General features: G+C 65.4%; 13 protein-coding genes and 1 pseudogene. 7 read left to right on the plus strand and 7 right to left on the minus strand.

The genetic code is table 11. The annotated features are described in order from the left end of the window. Nucleotides 1-65 precede the first annotated feature (65 nt). A complete protein-coding gene (locus tag A7X65_RS25225; protein ID WP_063690184.1) occupies nt 66-851 on the minus strand; it encodes an alpha/beta hydrolase in 786 nt (261 codons plus the stop codon). A 50-nt stretch (nt 852-901) separates the two neighbouring features. On the opposite strand from A7X65_RS25225, the gene A7X65_RS43195 reads away from it, so the two are divergent. From A7X65_RS43195 to A7X65_RS25255, 6 genes are all read left to right on the plus strand, one after another. Further along, nucleotides 902-1,468: a hypothetical protein gene (locus A7X65_RS43195; protein ID WP_245323804.1), complete on the plus strand. Its 567-nt coding sequence runs from the start codon at nt 902-904 to the stop codon at nt 1,466-1,468. A 110-nt stretch (nt 1,469-1,578) separates the two neighbouring features. Beyond that, nucleotides 1,579-2,118, plus strand: a complete 540-nt coding sequence (locus A7X65_RS25235) for a hypothetical protein (RefSeq protein ID WP_156528050.1) — start codon at nt 1,579-1,581, stop codon at nt 2,116-2,118. Between the two features lie 20 nt (nt 2,119-2,138). Further along, complete coding sequence (locus A7X65_RS25240) at nt 2,139-3,311, plus strand: efflux RND transporter periplasmic adaptor subunit (protein ID WP_063690189.1); 1,173 nt, start codon at nt 2,139-2,141, stop codon at nt 3,309-3,311. Further along, nucleotides 3,308-6,448, plus strand: a complete 3,141-nt coding sequence (locus A7X65_RS25245; protein WP_063690192.1) for an efflux RND transporter permease subunit — start codon at nt 3,308-3,310, stop codon at nt 6,446-6,448. Before A7X65_RS25240 ends, A7X65_RS25245 begins: the two co-directional genes overlap by 4 nt. After that, a complete protein-coding gene (locus A7X65_RS25250; RefSeq protein ID WP_063690195.1) occupies nt 6,435-6,851 on the plus strand; it encodes a thioesterase family protein in 417 nt (138 codons plus the stop codon). The genes A7X65_RS25245 and A7X65_RS25250 overlap by 14 nt, the downstream gene beginning before the upstream one ends. 95 nt (nt 6,852-6,946) lie before the next feature. Beyond that, nucleotides 6,947-8,440 carry a sensor histidine kinase gene (locus A7X65_RS25255; RefSeq protein ID WP_063690198.1) on the plus strand — a complete coding sequence of 498 codons (1,494 nt, stop codon included), beginning with the start codon at nt 6,947-6,949 and terminating at the stop codon, nt 8,438-8,440. Nucleotides 8,441-8,457: 17 nt separating this feature from the next. On the opposite strand, the gene A7X65_RS25260 is transcribed toward A7X65_RS25255, so the two are convergent. Next, nucleotides 8,458-10,755 carry an FdhF/YdeP family oxidoreductase gene (locus A7X65_RS25260; RefSeq protein WP_063690201.1) on the minus strand — a complete coding sequence of 766 codons (2,298 nt, stop codon included), beginning with the start codon at nt 10,753-10,755 and terminating at the stop codon, nt 8,458-8,460. 242 nt (nt 10,756-10,997) lie between these two features. Here A7X65_RS25260 and A7X65_RS25265 point away from each other — a divergent pair, with 242 nt between their 5' ends. After that, a complete protein-coding gene (locus tag A7X65_RS25265; RefSeq protein ID WP_063690204.1) occupies nt 10,998-12,245 on the plus strand; it encodes an oxalate decarboxylase family bicupin in 1,248 nt (415 codons plus the stop codon). A gap of 92 nt (nt 12,246-12,337) precedes the next feature. Here A7X65_RS25265 and cydB read toward each other — a convergent pair whose 3' ends face one another. The 5 genes and pseudogenes from cydB to fumC form a co-directional block, all read right to left on the minus strand. Further along, nucleotides 12,338-13,324: a cytochrome d ubiquinol oxidase subunit II gene (cydB, locus tag A7X65_RS25270; RefSeq protein WP_063690208.1), complete on the minus strand. Its 987-nt coding sequence runs from the start codon at nt 13,322-13,324 to the stop codon at nt 12,338-12,340. Between the two features lie 2 nt (nt 13,325-13,326). Further along, nucleotides 13,327-14,727: a cytochrome ubiquinol oxidase subunit I gene (locus A7X65_RS25275; RefSeq protein ID WP_063690211.1), complete on the minus strand. Its 1,401-nt coding sequence runs from the start codon at nt 14,725-14,727 to the stop codon at nt 13,327-13,329. An 18-nt stretch (nt 14,728-14,745) separates the two neighbouring features. Beyond that, nucleotides 14,746-16,284: pseudogene (mqo, locus tag A7X65_RS25280) on the minus strand (malate dehydrogenase (quinone)); the annotation flags it as partial. Nucleotides 16,285-16,332: 48 nt separating this feature from the next. After that, nucleotides 16,333-16,737 carry a cupin domain-containing protein gene (locus A7X65_RS25285; RefSeq protein ID WP_063690215.1) on the minus strand — a complete coding sequence of 135 codons (405 nt, stop codon included), beginning with the start codon at nt 16,735-16,737 and terminating at the stop codon, nt 16,333-16,335. Nucleotides 16,738-16,777: 40 nt separating this feature from the next. Beyond that, a complete protein-coding gene (fumC, locus tag A7X65_RS25290; RefSeq protein ID WP_063690218.1) occupies nt 16,778-18,214 on the minus strand; it encodes a class II fumarate hydratase in 1,437 nt (478 codons plus the stop codon). Nucleotides 18,215-18,289: the final 75 nt, after the last annotated feature.

Consider the following 18,289-nt stretch of genomic DNA (forward strand, 5'->3'; position numbering starts at 1 on the left):
GGAGTGCTGTCTCTCCCGCCGACCGTCCTTCTGCCGGCCGTGCGTCAGGACCGGCAGAAGGGATTTCAGCGCGTGGCCGGCTGCTGGATGCTGCGGGCGGCGCGGGTGATCACGGCCGCCACTTCCTTCGGATGCGACTCGTAGACGGAATGGCTGGCGCCCGGGATTACGGTCGTCTGGCTCTTGGCGCGCTCGTAGTACCAGCGCTCGAGATCGGGATTGATGATCTGGTCGCTGCCGGCAACGACGCCCCAGCTCGGCTTGGTCTTCCACGCCGCCGCGGTGAGCGGCGTGCTGAACACCTGCGTCGCGGCCAGGACCTGGGAGCGCGCAACGAACTCGGCCCGCTCGCGCGGCAGATCGGGCGCGAACAGTTTCGGGAATTGCACGGGATCGAGATAGGTGAACTTGTCGGGCGTGACCTTGATGACGCCTTCAGTCTTGCCGAGCACGCTCGGGGTTTTCTTGCCCAGCGCCGATTCATCCTCGCCGACGTCGGGGGCGTGTGCGGCGACATAGACGAGGCCGACGACGTTCGGGTGGACGCCGGCTTCGGTGATGATCGAGCCGCCATAGCTGTGACCGACGAGGAGCGTCGGGCCGTCCTGGAGATCGAGGATCCGCTTCGCCGCCGTGACGTCGTCGGCAAACGAGGTCTCGGGCTCCTGCACCATCGTCACGCGGAAGCCTTCCTTGGTCAGGATCTCGTAGACGGGCTTCCAGCCCGACGCATCGACCCAGGCGCCGTGCACGAGGACGATATTCTTCAGCGGTTCGGCGCGCGCCGGGGTGACGGTCGCGAACAGGGAAAGAGCGGCAGCGAAGGCGAGGCCAGCGTTGAGGGGTTTCATGTCGGGATCACTCCGGGTTGGAATGACGCGACACTAGGTTCGACGCTTCATTGCGTATTTCGGCAAACAACGGCCATTGCCACTTCGCACGCCGGCGGGTGCCGGCCCGCAAATTCTACTCCAGCTCGCGCTCGCTTTGTCTGATGGCACGCCTCCGTGCGCATGCCGGGCAGCCGGCGTTCGTAAGCGAAAGACGGCTCGTGCTGGCGCTGTCATGTCGCAACAGACGTTCAATCACCGACAGGAGAGGATCGACAATGACATCGAATTCACTCATCCGGATTGCCGCGGCCACTATAATCCTCGTGAGTGCGGCATCCCCGGTTGATGCAGCGTCCTGCAAGGCTTCGATCTGGCGTGTCCAGGCAAAGCTGGACGCTGCGATCGAAAAGAATGCCGGCGCACATGGCTGGGGCACCGAAAGCCTCGCCGCACTACGCAATCATCAGCCCACGCCGCGATCGCTGGCGCGGGCGGAAGGTGCGAGCGGTGCGCAGTTTCTGCTGGCGCTCGATGCTCTCGATCGCGCGCGCGCCGCGAACCGTTCCAGCGACATCGCCGGATGCCGCCGGGAGCTGTCCGAGGCCACAACGCTGCTTCAGAAGCATCCGCAATGAGGGGATGCCGTTCCGATCGTGCGGCCAGACAGCGGGACGTGCGTTCAGGGAATACCGCCTCGCCGGCCGCTCCCTATCGTCCCGCGCAAATGAAGACTCCGGAGCGAGCCATGCGAGAACAGCTCTCATCGAACAAATCTGGATCCCGCCGGTTCGCACCGGTGCATCTGCGCGCGGCATTCGCGGCCGGCCTGATGTGCCTGATACCGGCCGTGGCACATGCGCAAATGGCGCTACCGACGACCCAGCTCCCCGCGCAGGCCCCCGTCGGCATGACCGCGACTTCGCCGCTCAATCTCGGCTCGACGCGACCTGAAGGCATTCCGCTGGGCTCGACCGAGATCGCAACGCCCGGCGTATCCCCGATCAATCCCGTGCAAGACATGACCAACTGCCCCACATCGGGGAATGCCGGATCATCGGGCGCCCTGTTCGACGGCGGCGGCCTCTCCGGAAGCTCGTCGTCTGGCTGCCCTAACGGCACGACGACGTCCTCGGCCCTGCTTCCCCAGACATCGACGGTCGGGCGCGTCGGCATTCCGCTCGGATCCACCGAAATCGGCGGCGCAGGCATCAGCCCGTCCGTGCCGGTGCCCGGTCCCATGTCCCTGAGCGGCACGACGCCCATCGACGGCTCCGGCAATCCCTGAGATCAACAAGGACCCTCACCGTGAAGCGGAACCTCACCATTGCATGCGCGGCGCTCGCCGCAATCCTGATCGGCGGAAGTCTCTGGTTCTTCGGCACCGACCGCAAGCCGGCCGTCGCGGCCGCGCCGGTGCCGGTCGTCGTGCCTGTGGTCGCCGCCACCGTCACCGGCAAGGACGTCCCGATCTATCTGCGCGGCATCGGCACGGTGATCGCCTACAACACCGACGTCGTGCGCAGCCAGATCCAGGGCCAGATCGTCAAGATCGCCTTCACCGAAGGACAGACCGTCAAGACCGGAGACCTGCTCGCCCAGATCGATCCGCGGCCTTACGAAGCACAGATCGAGCAGCTGACCGCCAATCGCGACCGCGACCAGGCGCAGCTCGCGAATGCCGAGGCCAATCTTGCGCGCTACAATCAGCTGGGCGACAAGGGTTATGCGACCCCGCAACTGATCGAGACGCAGACGGCGCAGGTGGCGCAGCTCAAGGCCGCCGTGAAGGCGGACCAGGCCCAGATCGACGAGGCCAACGTCCAGCTCAGCTACACGCGCCTGACATCGGCGATCCCCGGCATCACCGGCGTGCGCCAGATCGACGTCGGCAACGTGATCCATCCGACCGACCCTAACGGTCTCGTCGTCGTCACCCAGATCGAGCCGATCTCGATGCTGTTCACGCTGCCGCAGACCGACCTGCCGGTGATCCAGGAGCACGCGGCGAAAGGCCCACTGAAGGTCATCGCCTACAGCCAGGACAACAAGGTGAAGCTCGACGAGGGTACGCTGCTGCTGGTCAACAACGAGATCGCGGGCACCACCGGCACCGTCCAGCTCAAGGCGGTGTTCCCGAACCATGAGCACCGGCTGTGGCCGGGCCAGCTGGTGAACGCGCGCCTGCTACTCCAGGTTCAGAAGGGCGCGCTCACCGTCGCCGGCTCGGCCGTGCAGCAGGGGCCGAACGGCAGCTATGTCTATGTCGTGACCGATGGCCAGACGGCGGCCTTGCGTCCCGTGCACGTCGCGCAGATCAGCGACGGCCAGGCCCTGATCGACCAGGGGCTGAAATCCGGTGAGGTCGTCGTGGTGGACGGCCAGTACCGGCTGACGGAAGGCAGCCGTGTCCGCGAGCTGCATGGCAAGGCCGCACAGGAAGCGGATTTGCAGAGCGCCGTGCAGGATGCTATCCCGTGAACCTCTCCGCTCCCTTCATCCTGCGGCCGATCGCAACCGCGCTGCTGATGGCCGGCCTGTTGCTGTGCGGTCTTGCGGCCTATCCGCTGCTGCCGGTCGGCGCGCTGCCGAACGTCAATTACCCGACGATCCAGATCTCGGCGCAATTGCCCGGCGCCGATCCCGGCACCATCGCCTCGTCCCTCGCCACGCCGCTCGAGCAGCAGCTCAGCCAGATTCCAGGCGTCACGCAGCTCACCTCGTCCAGCGCGCTCGGCGTCGCCCAGCTCACGGTGCAGTTCGAGCTGTCGCGCACGGTGGACAGCGCAGCGGTGGACGTGCTGGCCGCGATCAATGCCGCGAGCCCGTTCCTGCCGCCGAACATCCCCTACCCGCCGACGATCAGGAAGGTGAATCCGGCGGAGACGCCGATCATGCTGATCGCGCTGACGTCGGACTCGCTGCCGCTGACCACGGTGGACGCCTATGCCGAGAACATCCTGCTGCCGAAGATCTCGCAGGTGCCCGGCGTCGGCCTCGTCGGCATCGGCGGCCAGCAGAAGCCGGCGATCCGTGTCCGCGTCAATCCACAGGCGCTCGCCGCACGCGGCATCGGCCTCGAGGACGTCCGCAACGTCATCGCAGGCGCCAATGTCGACCTGCCCAAGGGCACGCTCAACAGCCCGCGCGTCACCTACACGCTGAACACCAACGACCAGCTGCTCAAGCCTTCCGCCTATGACGACCTCATCATCGCCTATCGCAACGGCTCGCCGGTGCGGATACGCGACGTCGGCATGGCGATCGAGGGGCCCGAGAACGATCTCCTGGCCGGCTGGTACGGCAAGGATCCCGCCATCATCCTGGCGGTCCAGCGCGTTCCCGGCGCCAACGTGATCGAGACCGTCGACCGCATCAAGACGCTGCTGCCCCAGCTCCAGGCCTCGGTCCCGCCGGCGATCAAGGTGACGATCGCCGCCGATCGCACCGCCACCATCCGCGCCGCGGTCTCCGACGTTCAATTCACGCTGATGCTGACGGTCGCCCTGGTGGTGATGGTCATCTTCCTGTTCCTGCGAAATTTCTGGGCCACCATCATTCCGGCGATCACAGTTCCGCTGGCGCTGGTCGGCACGTTCGCGGTGCTCTATGTGCTCGGCTACAGCCTGGACAATCTCTCGCTGATGGCGCTGTCGATCGCGGTCGGGTTCGTGGTCGACGATGCCGTCGTCGTGATCGAGAACATCGTGCGCCATCTCGAACAGGGCATGACGCCCATGGAGGCCGCGCTCAAGGGCTCCAGCGAAATCGGCTTCACCATCGTCTCCATCACGCTGTCGCTGATCGCGGTGTTCATCCCGCTGTTCCTGATGGGCGGCTATGTCGGCAAGCTGTTCCAGGAATTCGCCGTCACGATCACCGCCTCGCTGCTGCTGTCGCTGATCATCTCGCTCACGCTGACGCCGATGATGTGCGCGCGGCTGCTGAAGGACGATTCGCACAAGAAGCACGGCCGCCTCTATCTCGCCTTCGAACGCGGCTTCGATGGCCTGCTGGCGGTCTATGCAAAGGGCCTTCACGTCGTGCTGCGCCATCGCTTCGTGACGCTGCTCGTGATGCTCTCGACCGTCGCGCTGACCGGCTATCTCTATGTGATCATTCCCAAGGGCTTCTTCCCGCAGCAGGACACCGGGCAGATCGTCGGCATCACTGAGGCCGCGCAGGACATCTCCTTCCCCGCCATGTCCGAGCGTCAGCAGGCCATCGTTGACATCCTCTCGAAGGACCCGGCGGTGCAGTCGGTGGCGAGCTATATCGGACCCGGCGGCCCGACCGCGACGCTCAATCAGGGACGCATCTTCATCGTTCTGAAGCCGAAGCCCGAGCGCAAGGCCAGCGCCGATCAGGTGATTGAGCGGCTGGGGCCCCGGCTCGCCCATATCCAGGGCATCAGGCTCTATATGCAGGCCGCGCAGGACATCACGATCGGCGCACGCCTGTCGAAGACGCAGTATCAGTACACGCTGACGGATGCCGATTCCAACGAGCTCACGCATTGGTCGGCGATCTTCCTGGAGAAGCTCCGCGCGCTCGACCTCATCACCGACGTCGCCAGCGACCAGGCCAATGCCGGCCCGCGGCTGGAGGTCACGGTCAACCGCGAGGTCGCTTCCAGCTTCGGCATCCTGCCGACGACGATCGACAATGCCCTCGACGACGCGTTCGGCCAGCGCATCGTCTCGACCATGTTCACCTCGCTGAACCAGTACCATGTCGTGATGGAGGTCGACCCGCGCTTCCAGTACGGGCCCGAGGCGCTCAAGGACATCTATCTGAACTCGTCGACCGGCCAGCAGGTCCCTCTCAGCACGCTGGTCCACGCCGTCATCAAGCCTGCGCCCATCCTGATCAATCACCAGAGCCTGTTTCCCTCGGTCACGATCTCGTTCAACCTGCGTCCCGGCGTTGCGCTCGGCAATGCGGTCGAGGCGATCCAGAAGATCGAGAAGGACACCGGCAAGCCCGCCTCGCTCACGGCCTCGTTCCAGGGCAATGCGCAGGCGTTCCAATCCTCCCTGCGCGGCACACCGCTGCTGATCGGGGCGGCGCTGATCGTGATCTACATCATCCTCGGCGTGCTCTATGAGAGCCTGATCCACCCCATCACGATCCTGTCGACGCTGCCGTCGGCCGGCATCGGCGCGCTGCTGCTGCTGCTGGCGGTCCACATGGATCTCAGCGTGATCGCGATCATCGGCATCATCCTGCTGATCGGCATCGTCAAGAAGAACGGCATCATGCTGGTCGACTTCGCCCTCGAGGTGGAGCGCCAGCACGGGCTCAGCCCGGAAGAGGCGATCTACCAGGCCTGTACGCTGCGCTTCCGCCCGATCCTGATGACGACGATGGCCGCGCTGCTCGGCGGCGTGCCGCTGATGATCGGCTCCGGCACCGGCGCCGAGCTGCGCCAGCCGCTCGGCTATACGATCGTCGGCGGCCTGATGCTGTCGCAGGTCCTGACGCTCTACACCACGCCCGTCGTCTATCTCTATCTCGACCGGCTCGGCAACTGGCTCACCGGGCGCAAGCCGCGGGCCGAGACATCCACCCCACCCACGACCGAGGCAGAGACGGGACTGAGCCATGAATCCACTTGAGCAGGTGACCGCGGGCATGACGGCGGAGAAGCTGGTCACCGTCACACCGGAGATGACGGTCGGCCATGTGGTGCCGGGCATGCCCGAAGTCTACGGCACGCCGATGATGATCCTGCACATGGAGATGGCCGCGGGATCGGCGGTTCAGCCGTTCCTGCCGAAGGGCCATGTCAGCGTCGGGATGATGGTCAATATCCGTCATCTGGCGGCAACCCCGGTCGGCCGCACGGTCCGGGCGATCGCCCGGGTCGTCGCAGTCGAGGCCCGGAGCATTCTGTTCGAGGTCGAGGCCTGGGACGGCGGCCGCAAGATCGGCGACGGCACCCATCGGCGCGGCGTGGTCGATGTCGCCGAGTTCGAGCGGCGCTTCGGCGTGACGAGGCCCGTGGCCGAGATGGCCTAAAGTCGCAGGCGGCCCGGCCGCGGCTTCGTGCATTTTGGCAAGACCCCTGCGAAAACGCAAAAGACCGCCTTTCGGCGGTGCGGTAGACCTTCCGCATGACAGTCGAACGCCTGGATGGCTCCAACCCAGTACAGCCCCGGCGATGGTGGCACCGCGTGCGGCCGATCCAGACGATTAGGGATCGCATTCTGCTGTGGGCCTGGGGCAGCCTGGTTTTGACCCTGCTGTCCTTTGGCTGCTCCCTGCTCGGGGACAATTTCACGACAATCGCCTTCGCCGCCTTCCTGGCCTCTTCGCTGACGCTCGTCGGCGCGATCATGGATATCACGGCCCTGAAGAGGGCCCACGTCGAGCTGGAGCGGAGCGAGCAGCGTTACCGCCATCTGTTCACCCGCATGCCGATCGCGCTCCGGCAGCTCGACGCCAGCAGGCTCCTCGTGCTTTTTCGAAAATTGAAAGCCGAGGGCGTCAAGGATCTCGGCCCCTATTTCGACAGCCATCCCGAGTTCCTCCGGACCTGCATGGACGCGCTCTCGTTCGAGGAGGCCAACGAGCGGGCCGTCCAGATGTTCGGAGGCGGGCCAAACGGCTATGTCGGACGTGCCATGGCCGACACCTGGAGGGAGCGGCCCGATACGTTCCGGCGGGCGATGGAGTCCCGCTATCGCGGCGAGACGAATTTCGAGGAAGAGACCAGGATGGTCACCTGGGACGGCCGCATCGTCGACGTCCTGTTCACGACCGCCCGTGTCGGCCCTATCAACGATCTCGAGATCAGCCTGGTCGGAACCATCGACATCTCACCGCGGCTTCGCGCCCAGCAGGAGCTGCAGCGGGTCCAGGCCGAGTTCGCGCATGCCGCACGCGTCTCGATGCTCGGCGAGCTCACCGCCTCGATCGCGCACGAAGTCAACCAGCCCCTCGCCGCCATCGCCACCAACGGCGCCGCCGGGCTGCGCTGGCTGAACAGGCCGGTGCCCGACATCGGTGAGATCCGCAAGACCATCGAAAACATCGTTGTCGATACCCAACGCGCGGCCAGGATCGTGGCGCGTGTTCGCGGCATGGCCTCGCGGAAGGTCCCCGAGCACGCATCCCTATGCTTTGACGAAATCGTTCGCGAAGCGCTCCTGTTCCTGCGGCACGAGCTCGAATCCCGCGGCGTGGCGATCCTGCACCGGCCTTGCCCGGCTACGCCGCAAGTGGTCGGCGACCGCACCCAGCTGCAGCAGATCATCGTCAATCTCGCCATCAACGCCGCGCAGGCGATGACGCAGGCGGCGCACGACGACCGCAGGATCGTCATCAGCACGGTCACGCAGGACGCATCCACGCTGTGCTGCTCCGTCGAGGACAACGGCCCCGGCATCGCCGCCGAACATGCCGGCCGGCTGTTTGAAAGCTTCTTCACGACCAAGGAGAGCGGCATGGGCATGGGTCTCCCCATCTGCCGCTCGATCGTCGAGGCACATGGAGGCCGGATCGGCGCCGAGTGCAGCGCCGCGCATGGCGGCGCCCGCTTCTGGTTCACCTTGCCGAAGTCCGTGGCGGCGGAATCGCCACGGCCGGATCTCGGTGTCGAGGCCTGACCGCGTCCTCTGTGCGGCTACGCCAATGGCTCCGGGCCGGCCGAACGCACCAGGCGGATCGGCACGCCCTTGTATGAGGGCGTGAAGCTGAGGGGATCTCGGGCATAGAGCGGCACCAGCGGATTGGTCTCCGGATAGTATGCCGCACAGCAGCCGGTCGGGAAGGAATAGGCCACCACGCGAAAATTGCGCACGATCCGCTCGGCGCCGTCGGTCGAGGCGGTGACGAGGTCGACGCGATCGCCGTCGGCAAGTCCCCGCCGCTTCAGCTCGTAGTCGTTGAGGAACACCACGTCGCGCTGGCCGAACACGCCGCGATAGCGGTCGGACATCGAGTAGAGCGTGGTGTTGTACTGGTCGTGACTGCGGATCGTGGTGAGCCACAGGAAATCGTCATCGCTCTGCGGCGGATCCTCGCCGCAGCCGGGGAAGACCAGGAAGTTGGCCTTGCCCGACGGCGTCGCCCAGATCCGTTCGCGCGCCGTCGAGGTGAGATGGAAGCCGCCGGGAACGCGGATGCGGGCATTGTAGCCCTGGAAGATCGGGAAGACGGCCTCGATGGCGTCGCGGATGCGGTCGTAATCGGCAACGAAGCCGTTCCAGTCGACCACCGTGCGCGCGCCCAGCGTCGCTTTGGCGACGCCGGCAATGATCGCGACCTCGCTGAGCAGATGCTCCGATGCCGGCTTGTTGCGGCCGCCGGAGGCATGCACCATCGACATCGAGTCCTCCACCGTGACCGACTGCGGCCCCGAGGCCTGCACGTCGATCTCGGTGCGGCCGAGACACGGCAGGATCAGCGCGGCGCGGCCGTGGATCAGGTGGCTGCGGTTGAGCTTGGTCGAGACGTGGACAGTCAGGTCGAGCTTGGCGAGGGCCGCCTGCGTCGCCTGCCAGTCCGGAATGGCGGCGGCGAAATTGCCGCCCATCGCGAAGAAGGCTTTCACCTCGCCGCGGATCATGGCTTCGAGCGCGGTCACCACGTTGTGCCCGGGCGCGGACGGAGGCTTGAAGCCGAAGTGCTGCTCCAGGCGCTCGAGGAAATCCGCCTTGGGAACCTCCGTGATCCCGACGGTGCGATCGCCCTGCACGTTGGAATGACCGCGAACCGGGCAGACGCCGGCGCCTTCGCGCCCGACATTGCCCCGCAACAGCGCGAGGTTGGCGATCTGCTGCACGTTATTGGCGCCGCGCCAGTGCTGGGTGATGCCCATGCCGTAGACGAGGATGGCGCGCTCGGCCTTCATATAGGCACCGGCGGCATATTCCATGTCCTCGCGCGTCAGGCCCGACTGGCGTTCGATATCGGGCCATTGCGTGCGCTTGAGATCGTCGATCAACGCCTCGATGCCGGCCGTGTGTCCGCGAATGAAGTCCCAGTCCAGGATCTCCGGCTGCTCGGCGGCACGGGCGGCCTCGTCGGCCTCCACCAGGACCTTCATGATTCCCTTGAGGACGGCGACGTCGCCGCCGACCCGAACCTGGAAGAGTTTCGAGCTGATCGTCGTCGACGACAGCGTGATCATCTCGACCGGGCTCTGCGGCGCCTGGAAACGCTCCAGCGCGCGCTCGCGGAACGGGTTGAAGGAGAGGATGGAAGCGCCGCGGCGCGCCGCATTGCGCAGGCTCGTCATCATCCGCGGGCTGTTGGTGCCCGGGTTCTGGCCGAAGATGAAGATGCAATCGGCCTTGTCGAAATCCTCCAGCAGCACGGTGCCCTTGCCGACCCCGAGCGACTGCGGCAGGCCGACGCTGGTCGCCTCGTGGCACATGTTCGAGCAGTCGGGGAAATTGTTGGTGCCGTATTCGCGCACGAACAGCTGGTAGAGGAACGCCGCCTCGTTCGACGTGCGTCCGGACGTGTAGAACTCCGCCATATCGGGATTCGGCAGCGCCGCAAGCTCGCGCCCGATCATGTCGAACGCCTCGCTCCATTGCACCGGGAGATAGCGGTCGGATGCGGCATCATAGGCCATCGGGTGCGTGAGCCGCCCGACCATTTCGAGATCGTAGTCGCTCCAGCTCGCAAGCTCGGTGACGGTATGCTGGGCGAAGAATTCGGGCGTGCAGCGCTTCGACGTCGCCTCCCAGGCGATCGCCTTGCCGCCGTTCTCGCAGAACTCGAACGAGGAGGTGTGCTTTGGATCGGGCCAGGCACAGCCGGGGCAATCGAAGCCCTCCGGCTGGTTCATCCGGCGCAGCGTCGCCGCGCCCTTCAGCGGCACCCGCTGCACCAACAGCGCCTCGCTAAGCGCCTTGAGCGCACCCCAGCCGCCGGCCGGCTCACGGTAGGGACGAACCGATTTCGTGGTCATCTGATATCTCTCGATATTGCAACCCTCCCAGTTAAGGATCGCGCCGACGAGCCGTCTTCCCAAAACGAAGCGCGATTTCTCAATTGCACTCGCCCGGTCCCTTTGCCCTGCCCTAGCAGCCAGTGCATTCCGGCAAAAAGAGCGCTGTTCCCGGAAGCTGAAACCCCAGCCGGAAACTAGGTTTGGAGGTTGGAGCCCCATTACAATGGAGGGCTTTCGACCATTTTCAGGAGCGACCCAAGATGTTTTCAAGACGTGATCTGCTGGCCATGTCCGCGGCAGGGGCCGCCATGGTCGGCTCCAGTGCGCAAGCCGCAACCTTCGGCAATCCGGACGAGCCGCCGCAGGGCGCCGTGAATGCCAAAAGCCCAAGCAGCCTGAGCGATCCCGGTCCGCAGAACCCGGCGCTGGCCAAGCAATTCCCCTCCGCGCAAACGCCGCCGGCGACCGATGTCGGCGGACTGCCGATGGATTGGGCCTCGTTCAACAACGCCCCGCGGCGCATCCAGGACGGCGGCTGGGCGCGCCAGGTCACCGTCGAGGACTTCGCCATCTCGAAGGAAATCTCCGGCGTCAACATGCGCCTGTCCGCGGGCGGCATCCGCGAGCTGCATTGGCACCAGGCCGCCGAATGGGCGATCATGACCTACGGAAGCTGCCGCATCACGGTGCTCGACGCGCAGGGACGCCCCTATGTCGGCGACCTCAAGGCCGGCGACCTCTGGTATTTCCCGGCGGGCGCGCCGCACTCGCTGCAGGGCCTCGGTCCCGACGGCTGCGAATTCGTGATCTGCTTCGACGACGGCCACGCCAACGAGTTCAACACGCTGCTGGTGACGGACTGGCTCGCCCATACGCCGCCCGAGGTGCTGGCCAAGAACTTCGGTGTGCCGGTCGACGCCTTCGCCAAGATCCCGCTGCACAATCGCTGGATCTTCCAGGGCACCCTGCCCGGCGATCTCGCCGCCGACCGTGCCGCCGTGGCAAAGCACGCGGAGGCTCCGCCCTATCCGTTCATCCATTCGCTCGGCAGCTCGACCCCGGTCAAGGAGAGCGCCGCCGGCAGCATCCGCGTTGCCGACAGCAGCAACTTCAAGGTCGCCACCACCGTCGCGGCGGCCCTGGTGACGATGCCGCCGGGCGCGGTGCGCGAGATGCACTGGCATCCGAACGCCGACGAGTGGCAGTACTACATCAAGGGCAAGGCGCGGATGACGGTGTTCGACACCGGTCCCAACGCGCTGACGACGGATTTCTCGGCCGGCGACATCGGCTATGTCCGGCGCAATCTCGGCCACTATGTCGAGAATACCGGCGACACCGAGCTGCAGTTCATCGGCGTGTTCCGTGCGCCGCACTACGAGGAGGTCTCGCTCTCCAACTGGCTGACGCACACCCCGCCGAAGCTGGTCGCCCAGCACTTCAACATCGACGAGAAGGTGATCGCGCAATGGCCGGACAACGGTCCCGGGATCATGCCGAAATCCTGACCCAAGCACTCTGAACGAAAAAGGCGCCGGAAACGGCGCCTTTTCTCTTGCTTGTCTGCAGGGCCTGCGGCCCAGGTCGAACCGCGCGGCCTTTAGTAGTGATCGGCAGCCGGCTCCGCCTTGCCACGGAAGACGCGATAGCCGACCGCGACATAGAGCAGCATCAGCGGGAAGACGAACAGGCCGGCGCCCCAGAACATGAAAGCGAGGCTTGCATGCGGCGCCGCGGCCTCGTCGATCGTGACGACGAACGGGATCATGTAGGGCCAGAACGACAGGGCGAGCGTGCAGAACGCCGCGGCGAAGATCAGCGACACCATGTTGAACGGCCAGTAATCGTCGTGGTGCAGGATGCTCGTGGCGAGCCTCGCCGCCGCGCCCGCGCCGATGAGGGGAAACACGAGCAGATAGGGCCGCTCGATCCATCGGCGCAGGATCGGCAGATGCTCGATCAAGGCATGCGCGAAGACGACGACGAGGAAGGCCAGCACGGCAACCGCAAGAAACGGGATCTGCCGCCGCGTGGCGTGGCGGACCGGGTCTTGGCACTTCCTCACGAGCCAGCAGGCGCCGAGCAGCGCGTAGCCGAAGCACAGGCCGATCCCGCACAGGACCGAAAATGTCGTCAGCCAGCCGAAGGTGCCTCCGACATATTCGCCGTTCGAGAACTGAAGTCCCTCGACCAGCGCGCCGACCATGACGCCCTGCATGAAGCTCGCGGCAAACGATCCCGCGGAGAAGCTGACGTCCCAGATCCAGCGCGAGCGCGAGGCCTTGCCGCGAAACTCGAACGCGACGCCGCGCAGGATCAGCCCGAGAAGCATGACCACGACCGGAATGTAGAGCGCGGACAGCAGCATGGAATAGACCACGGGAAACGCGCCCCACATGATCACGCCGGTGACGATCAGCCAGGTCTCGTTGCCGTCCCAGACCGGAGCGATCGTGCGCAACATCGCCTGCCGCCTCGCCTCGCTGCCGGCCAGGCCGAACAGCATGCCGACGCCGAGATCGAACCCGTCCAGAAGGAGATAGATCAGGATGCTGATGGCAAGCAGGGCAACCCAGTACGTCACCATGGCTATTCTCCCGCTTCGGCGATGGCCGGCATTTTGTCGGCGAGCGACATCGGCCGGTTGGGCACGGGAACATGCAGCGGCTTGCCGCCGAGTCCCGCAGGGCCGGCGCGCAGCAGCCGATAGATGTAATAGGTCCCGAACGAGAAGATGAAGGCGTAGACGGCGACGAACAGAATCAGCGATGTCAGCGCGGCGGACGCCGTTAGGAACGGCGTCACGGCGTCGGCGGTCCGCAACACGCCGTAGATGGTCCAGGGCTGGCGGCCGACTTCCGCGGTGTACCAGCCGGTGAGGATCGCGATCCACGGCAGCGGAAAGCTGAGGAAGATTCCCCACAGCAGCAGGCGGCTGCGCTCGAGCCGATGCTTGAGGCCGAGCCAGGACCCGAACCAGGCCAGCCCCAGCATCACGAAGCCGCAGCCGACCATGATGCGGAAGGCAAAGAACGGGATCGCCACCGGCGGCCGGTCCTGCGGCGGAAAGCTGATGAGACCGACCTCTTTCGAGGTCAGGCTCATGCTTCCGATGATACTGCCGAGCACCGGAATCGAGATCGCGTATTTGTTCGACTCCGTGCTCGAATCCGGAATCGCGATCAGCACCTCGGAAGCCGGCTGCTCGTCATGCCAGCGCGCCTCGATCGCGGCGAACTTGGCCGGCTGGAAGTCGTGGACGTAGTCGCCGACGAGATGCCCGATGAAGAGCTGGACCGGAAGCAGCACCGCCGCGAGCGCCAGACCCATGCGCAGCATCACATGCGCCTCGGCCCGATAGGTCCGCCGCAGCAGATACCACGCGCCGGTCGCCGCCACGCAGAAGGCGCCGGTGAGATAGGAAGCGAGCAGCATGTGCGGAAAGCGGACCCAGACCACCCGGTTGAAGATGATCTGCGCCCAGTCGTTCGGCACGAACTGGCCGTTCTCCAGCACGTAGCCGGTCGGCACCTGCATCCAGCTGTTGTTGACCATGATCCAGAACGCCGACAGCGTCGTTCCGAGCGCGACCATTGCCGTGGAGAACAGGTAGAACCAGGGCGGCACCCGCGGCCGGCCGAAGATGAGGATGCCGAAGAAGCCCGCCTCGAGCATGAAGGCGGTGAACGTCTCATAGGACAGCAGCGGCCCCTGGATCGGCCCCGACATCTTCGAGAGCACGCTCCAGTTCGTGCCGAACTGGAACGCCATCACCACGCCGGAGACGACGCCCATGCCGAAGGCGACACCGAAGATCTTCAGCCAGAACTCGAACAGCGTCCGGTAGACGGGCCTGCCGGTGTACTGGTGCATCGCTTCGAGAACGGTGAGCCAGGCGGCAAGCCCGATGGTGAACGCCGGGAAGATGATGTGGAACGAGATGGTGAAGGCGAACTGCAGCCGCGAGAGAAGAAGCGCTGTCGGGTCCATGGCAAGCCCCTTTTCTTCTCACGCCCGTTTCGCGATCGCCGGCGCGCGCGCGGCCGGTTGCGGGATGTTGTCGACCTTGAGCACCTCCGCCGTGGCGGCGCGGATCTGGCGGCAGAAATCCGCATCCTCGATCAGCGAGACGCCATAGGACGGGATGATCTGCTTCAGCTTCGGCAGCCAGGCGCTCGCCGTCAGCTCGCCGGCAAAGCACTTCTCCAGCACGCTGATGGCGATGAACGCCGCGGTCGAGGCGCCCGGCGAAGCGCCGAGAAGCGCGACGAGGGAATGATCGTCGGCGCCGACGAGCTCGGTGCCGAACTCGAGCAATCCGCCGCGCTTGACGTCGGGCTTGATGATCTGGACGCGCTGGCCCGCGACCTGCAATCGCCAATCCTTCGGATCGGCTTTCGGGAAATACTCGTCGAGTGCCGCCAGACGGTGGCTCTCGGACTGCAGCACTTGCTCGACCAGATACTCGGTGAGATCGAAATTGTCGCGTGCCACCGCAAGCAGCGGCTTGACGTTGGCGGGACGAACGGACTCGAACAAATCGAGCAGCGAGCCGTGCTTGAGGAACTTGCTCGAGAAGCCGGCATAGGGGCCGAACAACAGCGAGTGCTTGCCGCCGATCACGCGCGTGTCGAGGTGAGGCACCGACATCGGCGGCGATCCGACCGCGGCCTTGCCGTAGACCTTGGCATGATGGCGTTTGTTGATCTCCGGATCGTCGCAGCGTAGCCAGATCCCGCTGACCGGGAAGCCGCCATAGCCACGTCCTTCGGGAATGCCCGACTTCTCCAGCAACGGCAGCGCACCGCCGCCGGCGCCGATGAACACGAACTTGGCACGGACCGACCGCGTCTCGCCGCTGTCGGTGTCGCGCACCTCGATGCGCCAGCGACCGTCCTGCTCACGGGTGAGAGCGGTGACGCAGCTCTTATAGTGCGTCGCGCAGCCCGGCTGGCCGACGAGATGATGAACCAGGAGATGGGTCAGCGAGCCGTAATCGACATCGGTCCCCGTGATGATCCGCGTGGCGGCAACGGGATCGCCACCGTCGCGGCCTTCCATCACCAGCGGCGCCCACTCGGCGATTTTGGCCGGTTCCTCGGTATATTCCATGCCTTCATAGCAATGATGGGCCGACATCGCCTTGAACCGCTTCCTGAGGAAGTCGACGTTGTCAGTACCGTGCACAAAGCTCATGTGGGGCACGGGATGAATGAAGGACCGGGGATCGGCGATCGCGCCGCGCCCGACGAGATAGGACCAGAACTGCCGCGACAGGTCGAACTCGACATTGACCTGGAGCGCCTTCGAGATATCGACGCTGCCGTCGGGCCGCTGCGGCGTGTAGTTCATCTCGCAATTGGCCGCATGGCCGGTGCCCGCATTGTTCCACGCATCCGAGCTTTCGAGCGCGCAATCCTCGAGAACCTCGAGCATCTGGATCGAGAGCGACGGCTCCAGCTCCTTGAGAAGGACACCGAGGGTGGCGCTCATGATCCCTGCGCCGATGAGGACGACGTCGGATTCGGAAGTTCCTTGCATGGCGGTTCTCTTCGTTTGGCTTGAGGGGGACGAGAGGTGCTTGGGATGGCTCGGTCAGGCCCGCGCCGGCTGGCGTGCCTTGGCGCGGTACGGCACGGCGGCGCCGGGCCGCAGCACCACATAGGCGCGGCGCCAGGACGAATCGTCCGTCAGCTTCCAGCTGTGGCCGGAGCCCGCGGTGTCCTCGGCCAGCAGGATGTTGCCGGGATGAATGAGGAAGTGGTGGCCGTCACGCGTCTGGAAATCGAGCGTTCCGCTGAGCGTGATCACGAGCTGGCGGACCGGCGCGGTGTGCCAGGAGAAGGCGCCGCCGGACTCGGTCTCCTGGAAGGAGACGCTGACGGCATCGATCTTGCCGGTGAGGAAGTCGCCGCGCTGGCCGGGCTCCAGCTCGATGACGCCTTCCTCGAAATGGGAGTTGTTGTCCTCCCCGGTCCACAGACGCACGCAACGGATCATCGTTCTCTCCTTTCAGCCGGGCTGCTTCAGACGGCCTTGTTCAAACGGCTTTGGCGCCGATCGCGAGCGGCACCTTGATCTCGGCGACGTAGGGCTTGACCATCTTGGCGGGATCGACGATGCGGTCGAACTCCGGCTCGGTCACGAAGCCGAGCTTCAGCGCGGCCGATTTCAGCGTGAGATCGTTGTCCATCGCGTAATGCGCGATCCGCGATGCCTTGTCGTAGCCGATCACCGGCGCCAGCGCGGTCACCAGCATCAACGACCTCTCGACATATTCCTGGATCTTCTTGTGGTTCGGCTCGGTACCTTCGACGAGGAAGGTGCGGAAGTTCGTGCAGCCGTCGGAAAGGATCGTGACGGATTGCGCGATGTTGTGGATGATCAGCGGTTTGTAGACATTCATTTCGAGATAGCCGCCGGCGCCGCCGAAGCCGACGGCAACGTCGTACGCCATCACCTGCACGGCGATCATCGTCAGCGCCTCGGCCTGCGTCGGGTTCACCTTGCCCGGCATGATCGACGAGCCCGGCTCGTTCTCCGGGATCAGCAATTCGGCAAAGCCCGCGCGCGGGCCGCAGGACATCAGGCGGATGTCGTTGGCGATCTTGTAGAGCGAGCCGGCAAGCGTGCGCAGCGTGCCCGACAGCTGCACCAGCGCATCATGCGCGCCCTGCACCGCGAACTTGTTGGGCGCGCTGACGAAAGGCAGGCCGGTCAACCGCGCGATCTCGGCCGCGACGGCCTCCGCGAAGCCCGGTGCCGCATTGATCCCGGTGCCGACGGCCGTGCCGCCGAGCGCGAGCCGGTAGACGCCCTTGAGCGCGTCGTCGATGCGCGTCAGATCGTCCGCGAGCATGCCGGCGTAGCCGGACCATTCCTGCCCGAGCGTCAGCGGCGTTGCATCCTGCATGTGGGTGCGGCCGATCTTGACGACGTGATCCCACTTGTCCGACTTCTTGGCGATCGCGTCATGCAGCGCCTCGACGGCGGGAACGAGGCGCTCGGTTACGTTCGTTGCCGCCGCGATGTACATGGCCGACGGGAAGCTGTCGTTCGACGACTGCGACATGTTGACGTGATCGTTCGGATGAACCGGATGCTTGCTGCCGAGCGGCGTGCCCGCGATCTGGCAGCACCGGTTCGAGATCACCTCGTTCACGTTCATGTTGAATTGCGTGCCGCTTCCGGTCATCCAGACGTGAAGCGGGAACATGTCGTGGTGCTGACCGGCAAGGATCTCGTCGCAGACCTGGACGATCAGCTTGTAAGGCCCGTCCTCGAGACGGCCGCCGGCATGGTTCGTGATCGCCGCGGCCTTTTTCAGCACCGCATAGGAGTGGATCATCTCGCGCGGCATGAGGTCCTTGCCGATGCTGAAATGTTCGAGAGAGCGCTGCGTCTGCGCGCCCCAGAGCTTGTCCGCGGGAACGGACACTTCACCGAGGCTGTCTGTCTCTTTGCGGAACTCGTTCATCCTGGCCTCTCGCGGCGGTTGATGTCTGAAAGCGCCATCCCGGCACTCGCGGAGGACGATACGTCGCGCACCGTG

The sequence above is a fragment of the Bradyrhizobium stylosanthis genome (genome assembly GCF_001641335.1).
GTDB lineage: Bacteria > Pseudomonadota > Alphaproteobacteria > Rhizobiales > Xanthobacteraceae > Bradyrhizobium > Bradyrhizobium stylosanthis.

Coding starts and splice junctions, on each gene's coding strand:
- A7X65_RS25225 (WP_063690184.1), bottom strand. CDS start 851: ATGAAACCCCTCAACGCTGGCCTCGCCTTCGCTGCCGCTCTTTCCCTG.
- A7X65_RS25235 (WP_156528050.1), top strand. CDS start 1,579: ATGCGAGAACAGCTCTCATCGAACAAATCTGGATCCCGCCGGTTCGCA.
- A7X65_RS25250 (WP_063690195.1), top strand. CDS start 6,435: ATGAATCCACTTGAGCAGGTGACCGCGGGCATGACGGCGGAGAAGCTG.
- A7X65_RS25255 (WP_063690198.1), top strand. CDS start 6,947: ATGACAGTCGAACGCCTGGATGGCTCCAACCCAGTACAGCCCCGGCGA.
- A7X65_RS25260 (WP_063690201.1), bottom strand. CDS start 10,755: ATGACCACGAAATCGGTTCGTCCCTACCGTGAGCCGGCCGGCGGCTGG.
- A7X65_RS25265 (WP_063690204.1), top strand. CDS start 10,998: ATGTTTTCAAGACGTGATCTGCTGGCCATGTCCGCGGCAGGGGCCGCC.
- cydB (WP_063690208.1), bottom strand. CDS start 13,324: ATGGTGACGTACTGGGTTGCCCTGCTTGCCATCAGCATCCTGATCTAT.
- A7X65_RS25275 (WP_063690211.1), bottom strand. CDS start 14,727: ATGGACCCGACAGCGCTTCTTCTCTCGCGGCTGCAGTTCGCCTTCACC.
- A7X65_RS25285 (WP_063690215.1), bottom strand. CDS start 16,737: ATGATCCGTTGCGTGCGTCTGTGGACCGGGGAGGACAACAACTCCCAT.
- fumC (WP_063690218.1), bottom strand. CDS start 18,214: ATGAACGAGTTCCGCAAAGAGACAGACAGCCTCGGTGAAGTGTCCGTT.